This is a genomic window from Cryobacterium sp. 10I5, from assembly GCF_035019865.1.
Taxonomy (GTDB): Bacteria; Actinomycetota; Actinomycetes; order Actinomycetales; family Microbacteriaceae; genus Cryobacterium; species Cryobacterium breve_A.
Genome location: NZ_JASJVI010000138.1, coordinates 1 through 6,287, shown reverse-complemented (window position 1 = coordinate 6,287; position 6,287 = coordinate 1). Strand labels below are relative to the sequence as shown.

Below are 6,287 nucleotides of genomic sequence, written 5' to 3'. Positions count from 1 at the left end.
TCCGGCGCCTCGTCGGCCTCCTCCCACATGATCCACGGCGGTGTGCGCTACCTCGAGAACGGGGAATTCCGCCTGGTCAAGGAGTCGGTGGAGGAACGCAACAGCCTGCTGAAGATCGCCCCGCACTACGTCAAGCCCCTCAAGACGACCATTCCGATCTACTCCACCTTCTCCGGGGTGATGTCGGCGCCGATGCGCTTTCTCACTCACCGCCAGGGTGCGGCCCAGGAACGTGGCGCCCTGCTGATCAAGATCGGCATGATGCTCTACGACTCCTTCTCCCGCGACGGCGGCACGGTGCCCCGGCACGAGTTCCTCGGCAGGAAGGCATCGCTCAGACTGCTGCCGCGCCTCAACCCGGGCCTCAAGTACACGGCCACCTACTACGACGCCTCGATGCACGACCCCGAGCGCCTCGCGCTCGACGTGCTGGCCGACGGCCTGGCCGCCGGTGCGCACGCGCGCAGCGCCAACTACATCGAGGCCATCGGCATGGATGCCGCGGGCGTGCGTCTTCGGAACGCGGTCACCGGCGCCGAATTCAGCTTCCAGGCCGACATCGTCGTGAACACGTCCGGGCCCTGGACCGACCTGACAAACACGGCCCTCGGCCAGACCAGCACGTACATGGGCGGCACCAAGGGGTCGCACATCGTGCTCGACAACCGGGAGCTTCTCGCGGCCACGGGTGGCCGCGAAATCTTCTTTGAGCACAAGGACGGCCGCATCGTGCTGATCTTCCCGCTTGCGGGCCGGGTGCTGGTCGGCACCACCGACCTCGAACACGATATGACCCAGCCCGCGCGCTGCACTGAGGCCGAGGTCGACTACTTCTTCGATCTCGTCAAGCACGTTTTCCCGGATGTGGCCGTCGACCGCTCAGAGATCGTCTTCCGGTTCGCCGGTGTGCGTCCGCTGCCGCGGCACGATGACGAGGCGCCGGGGTTCGTCTCCCGCGACTACCGCATCGAGTCCCGTCCGCTCGGTGCCCGACCGGGCACCCTGCTCAGCCTCGTCGGCGGCAAGTGGACGACGTTCCGGGCCCTCGCCGAGCACCTGAGCGGTGACATCCTCGCCCTGCTCGGCCGCACCCGGGTCGTGTCGACGGCCGGCATTGCCATCGGCGGCGGTCGCAACTTCCCGTCGACGGATGCCGCGCACCGGGTCTGGATCGCCGCGAACGGCGACGAGGTCGGCGCCTCGAGGGCCGACGAACTGCTGACCCGCTACGGCACCCGCGCGGTCGACGTGATCGACTTCATCACCGCGGAACCGGACGCAGCGCTGGAACACCACGCCGATTACTCCCGTCGCGAGATTGAGTTCCTCGCGGCCACGGAATCTGTGGTGCACCTGACCGACCTCGTGCTGCGACGAACGAGCATGGCCTTCCGTGGTGAGCTCAGCCTGGCGCTGCTCGAAGAACTCGCCGGAGTCCTCGCTCCCGTGCTGGGCTGGGATTCCGCGCGCGGGGCAGCCGAGCTCGACCTCGCCGTCGACGTGCTGCGCGACCGGCATGGTGTCGACCTCACCACGGTCGACGCGGCATCCGCTTCGCGCGCGTAGCCCACGATCTGCACAAACGTGCACGCGTGGATGCACCATTGGCCGCGCTGAGCCGATAGGTTTCTCGAGATTCGTTTTGCAGCCATAACCGGCCCAAACACTGTCTCATCTCCAGCGTCAACAATTCGGCTTCACTGAACAAGGGTGTCAATGTGGACAATCTCGGTATCGTTTTCCTCTCGGAGCTGGTGGGCACGGCCTTGCTGGTCCTCCTTGGTTGTGGGGTGGTGGCCAACGTGGCCTTGGCCAAGAACAAGGGCCTGGGCGGCGGTTTCCTGATGGTGACGGTCGGGTGGGGCCTCGCGGTCTTCTCCGGCGTCATCGTCTCCTACAACTCGGGGGCGCACCTGAACCCCGCCGTGACCCTCGGCCTGGTCGCATCCGGCGCCACTGAATTCGGCTCCGGGGTCCCGGTGAACTTCCTGTCGGTGCTGACCTACATCGGGGCGCAGCTGCTTGGAGCCATCATCGGCGCCGTCTTCTGCTGGCTGGCGTACAAGCAGCACTTCGACCAGGAACCGAACCCGGCGAACAAGCTCGGTGTCTTCTCCACCGGTCCGGCCATCCGTTCGTACGGCTGGAACCTTCTTACCGAGATCATCGGCACGTTCGTGCTGGTGTTCGTGATCATCGCCTTCGGCGGTGGCCGCCAGGGTGTCAACGGCGGGCTTGCCGCGCTCGGCCCGCTCCCGGTCGCCCTGCTCGTCATCGTGATCGGCACCTCCCTCGGCGGGCCGACCGGCTACGCGATCAACCCCGCCCGTGACCTCGGTCCGCGAATCGCGCACTTCATCCTGCCCATCAAGGGCAAGGGTTCCTCGGACTGGTCATACTCGTGGGTCCCCGTTTTCGGCCCCATCATCGGCGGCGTCCTCGCCGGACTCCTGTCCACCGCACTCCTGCCCATCCTGGCCTAACCAGGGAACCAGTGCCGCGGCCTCCGTTGACGGATGCCGCGGCACGTTCGGCTAGCAATTCCCACACCCAACCTGAACCGCACGACTACAAAGGAGTATTCAATGGCCCAGTACATCATTGCGATCGACCAGGGGACGACCAGTTCCCGTGCGATCATCTTCGACAAGGCGGGGTCGATCGTCTCGACCGGCCAGCTCGAGCACGAACAGATCTTCCCCCGCGCCGGCTGGGTCGAGCACGACCCGATGGAGATCTGGAACAACACCCGCGAGGTCATCGGGCAGGCACTGTCCAAGGCGAACCTGACCCGCCACGACATCGACGCCGTCGGCATCACCAACCAGCGCGAGACCGCCGTGGTCTGGGACCGCACCACCGGGCTCCCCGTCTACAACGCGATCGTCTGGCAGGACACCCGCACCCAGCCCATCGTCGACCGCCTCGCCGCCGACGGGGGCGTCGAACGCTTCAAGAAGCAGGTCGGCCTGCCGCTCGCCACGTACTTCTCGGGCACGAAGATCGTCTGGATCCTCGAGAACGTCGAAGGCGCCAGGGCCAAGGCGGATGCCGGCGAGCTGATGTTCGGCACGACGGACTCCTGGGTGCTCTGGAACCTCACCGGCGGCCTCGAGGGCGGCGTGCACGCGACCGACGTCACCAACGCGAGCCGCACGATGTTCATGGACCTCGAAACCCTGCAATGGGACGACGACATCCTCGCCGCCTTCAACGTGCCCCGGTCGATGCTGCCCGAGATCCGCTCCTCCTCCGAGGTCTACGGCATCGCGAGCGAACACAGCCTGCTGCGCGAGACCCCGATTTCGGGCATCCTCGGCGACCAGCAGGCCGCAACGTTCGGCCAGGCCGCGTTCGACCAGGGCGAGGCGAAGAACACCTACGGCACCGGTAACTTCCTGATCTTCAACACCGGCACCGAGATCGTGCACTCCCAGAACGGCCTCCTCACGACCGTGGGCTACAAGCTCGGCGACGGCGAGACGCACTACGCGCTCGAGGGCTCGATCGCCGTCACCGGCGCGCTCGTGCAGTGGCTGCGCGACAACCTCGGCCTTATTGGGTCGGCCTCCGAGATCGAAGCCCTCGCCCTCTCCGTCACGGACAACGGCGGCGCCTACTTCGTTCCCGCGTTCTCCGGCCTGTTCGCGCCTTACTGGCGTGCCGATGCCCGGGGCGCCCTGGTGGGCCTGACTGGCTATGTGAACAAGGGCCACATCGCCAGGGCCGCACTCGAGGCAATCGCGTACCAGTCCCGCGAAGTGCTCGACGCGGTCAACGCCGACTCCGGGGTCCCACTCACCGAGCTCAAGGTCGACGGCGGCGCGGCGGCCAACGACTTGCTGATGCAGTTCCAGGCCGACATCCTCGGCGTGTCCGTGGTGCGCCCGGTGGTCGCCGAGACGACCGCGCTCGGCGCGGCGTATGCGGCCGGCCTCGCGGTCGGCTTCTGGAACGACCTCGACGAACTCCGCGCCAACTGGCAGGAAGACGCCCGCTGGGAGCCGAAGCTCGACGTCGCCGAACGCGACCGGCTGCTCCGCAACTGGAAAAAGGCCATCACCAAGTCCCTCGACTGGGTCGACGAGGACGTCCTCTAGCCCACCCTATTGAGACCTTTCCGGTCGAGAGTGCCCGCCACACCGGCAACTCTCGACCGGAAAAGTCAGTGCGTCCCGTTCCGAATTCAGGAGACTACTTTTCTGTTCAGGTGCCTGGCTTTAGAGTGTTTCGTTGCACCAAGGGAGTTCTGGGTGCCCGATGTCGAGGCTCGGTGGACGTTGGTGGCGGCCGCGCATTGGGATCGGCCTGGGACGCTTTCGGCCAGCTTCGCGCATCGAGTAATAGGGCGCCGGCGGCCTACTTTTCAACGAGCGTCGAATATACAGGAGTTCACGGCGGCGGGCACTCCGACGATTGAGCCTGAATACCCATTCGTCGACGTAGGCGTGTAGATGCTCGCCACGACCGAACCGTGAGTCGTTTCCATCAGCGCCCCTTGACCAGAGAGAACATGTGGTGGAAGCCCGGGAGTACCTCGTGCGCAGGGAGGCCTGAAGCAGGCATGGGAATGCCGGTGTGGTCGTAGCGACCGGGTGTCGCAGCTGGATACGCAGACCAGCCGTCGGTGATCACATGGCTACCTGGTTCGATGTTGGCTTGGAGGAAAGCAGCGAGACTGACGTGGCTGGCGCCCTGAATTACGGGTCTGCGTTCCACCGCGGCGGCGAGCAGAAGCTTTCTGGTCGATCTACCGCCCCGTATGCCCGGCTCGAAGCCATCAAAGATTGACTCGTCGACCTTAACGTCGCCGCGCGACGGATCGCGCTGGACGAACGAACCGTTACGGACATCTTCCGGTCGTAACCGCCACGTTTCCAACGAGAGTTGGTCGGCCGCCATCCGTTGGTGCTTCCATGGTGCGGACAAACGCAGCCATCGGGCCAGCTCAGCGGGAAGGCCGTGCCCAGATTTTTGGACGCGTTTTCGGCTTATTTCACCTGGAATTCCGGGCACGTACCCGCTCACACTTGATATCGATTCTTCCGCTGGAAGGCAAAAAAGCAATCGACCGAAAGTGAGAAACCACCAGGACCATCACACCTGCACCGTGGCGAGCGTTCCGGATCAGTCACCTGTGATTGAGAACCTCAGCATCGAACGAAGTCACGATACTGCCTGTGCTCTGCTAACCAGCATTCCTTGTGGCGACTTCGACACCATCAGTCTCAAGTGCGTCCAGCACACAAGGATCAACGTCCTCATCAGGAAGCCCTACTCGGGCATCCTCGGCCACCTCGCCGAAAGCTATGCCCCCGTTTCCGACCATCGTCTCCGTACTCCGGGCGTCGATGGTCGGCCCGCTGATGGTGCTGCCTGTGCGGTCCAGCCGGAGCCCGGGGCGCGCGGATCTGGCGTTTCGGCCTGGCCTAGTTGGGAACGTCCGGTTCGGCCGCAGCATCGTGCACGTCTTCTACGTACTGGTACGCGATCGGCTCTTCGGTCACATGCCCCAGTTTGAATACCCGGCGGACAATGGCGCCTTCCTCATCCACCTCGAGGGTGACTGTCTGTTGGTAGCCGCCGTCGACGTAGGCCAGTTCTCGTTCCGTGCCGGACGCGATCGGGTTGGCACCATAGAAGATGGCGCGGTAGGTGGACTTCTCGTTCATTGTCTTCCCGTCTGTATCGGTCCGGTCTTGCCGTTCGGGTTGCCCCGCCACGGTCGTCGGCTCGCTGCAGACAGACCAGGACACACCGACATTTTTGCACGGGCACCGCAAGAAAACGCCGAATGAAGCCGAATGACCCCACAACCGCTAGAGCCAAAGCCAGTTGTCTTTTGGACATCTGGTCGCTCTTCCAACACCCGATCACCAATTCGGAGCAGACTCATGGCATGGACTACCTCATTACGCCGAACTGTCCCAAGTGCGACGAGCCTATGCTGGCAGTCGACGATAACTGGTGGTGTGTAGATTGCCCCAAGGCTGTGCGTCCCGACGAATGACTCTTCGGGTGACCAGTAGGACTCAGGTTCCGGACCCGGCGCAGGTGGCGGATTTCCGCCACCTCGAATGTCTTCTACCATGATGTCGCCGCGCACTCCCATAATCGGCGCGATAGCCCTTGTCCTCATCCCTTGCGCGTGAAGCTCGGCAACGAGTTTCTGCAGTGTGTCCCGTTCTAGCCGCATCGGGGGATCCCTACGATGCTCCTATTGTTGTCAAGCGCTGACTTTGGGTTGTTCACTGAGCCATGTGCGGTAGCGCTCAGAAAGGACTCGA

General features: G+C 64.3%; 5 protein-coding genes. 3 read left to right on the top strand and 2 right to left on the bottom strand.

Translation table 11 applies throughout. The annotated features are described in order from the left end of the window. From QN350_RS18770 to glpK, 3 genes are all read left to right on the top strand, one after another. On the top strand, positions 1-1,566 hold a 1,566-nt coding region (locus QN350_RS18770), incomplete at its 5' end, for a glycerol-3-phosphate dehydrogenase/oxidase (RefSeq protein ID WP_323517103.1). Between the two features lie 152 nt (positions 1,567-1,718). Next, entirely contained in the window at positions 1,719-2,483 is a 765-nt protein-coding gene (locus QN350_RS18765) for an MIP/aquaporin family protein (protein ID WP_134446156.1), read from the top strand. A gap of 102 nt (positions 2,484-2,585) precedes the next feature. Then, positions 2,586-4,100: a glycerol kinase GlpK gene (gene glpK / locus QN350_RS18760; RefSeq protein WP_322140265.1), complete on the top strand. Its 1,515-nt coding sequence runs from the start codon at positions 2,586-2,588 to the stop codon at positions 4,098-4,100. Between the two features lie 388 nt (positions 4,101-4,488). On the opposite strand, the gene QN350_RS18755 is transcribed toward glpK, so the two are convergent. After that, the gene (locus QN350_RS18755; RefSeq protein ID WP_322140264.1) at positions 4,489-4,902 is read right to left on the bottom strand and encodes a transposase; all 414 of its coding nucleotides are present in this window, start codon (positions 4,900-4,902) and stop codon (positions 4,489-4,491) included. Positions 4,903-5,429: 527 nt separating this feature from the next. Then, the gene (locus tag QN350_RS18750; protein WP_322140263.1) at positions 5,430-5,672 is read right to left on the bottom strand and encodes a hypothetical protein; all 243 of its coding nucleotides are present in this window, start codon (positions 5,670-5,672) and stop codon (positions 5,430-5,432) included. Positions 5,673-6,287: the final 615 nt, after the last annotated feature.

Coding starts and splice junctions, on each gene's coding strand:
- glpK (WP_322140265.1), top strand. CDS start 2,586: ATGGCCCAGTACATCATTGCGATCGACCAGGGGACGACCAGTTCCCGT.
- QN350_RS18755 (WP_322140264.1), bottom strand. CDS start 4,902: ATGGCGGCCGACCAACTCTCGTTGGAAACGTGGCGGTTACGACCGGAA.
- QN350_RS18750 (WP_322140263.1), bottom strand. CDS start 5,672: ATGAACGAGAAGTCCACCTACCGCGCCATCTTCTATGGTGCCAACCCG.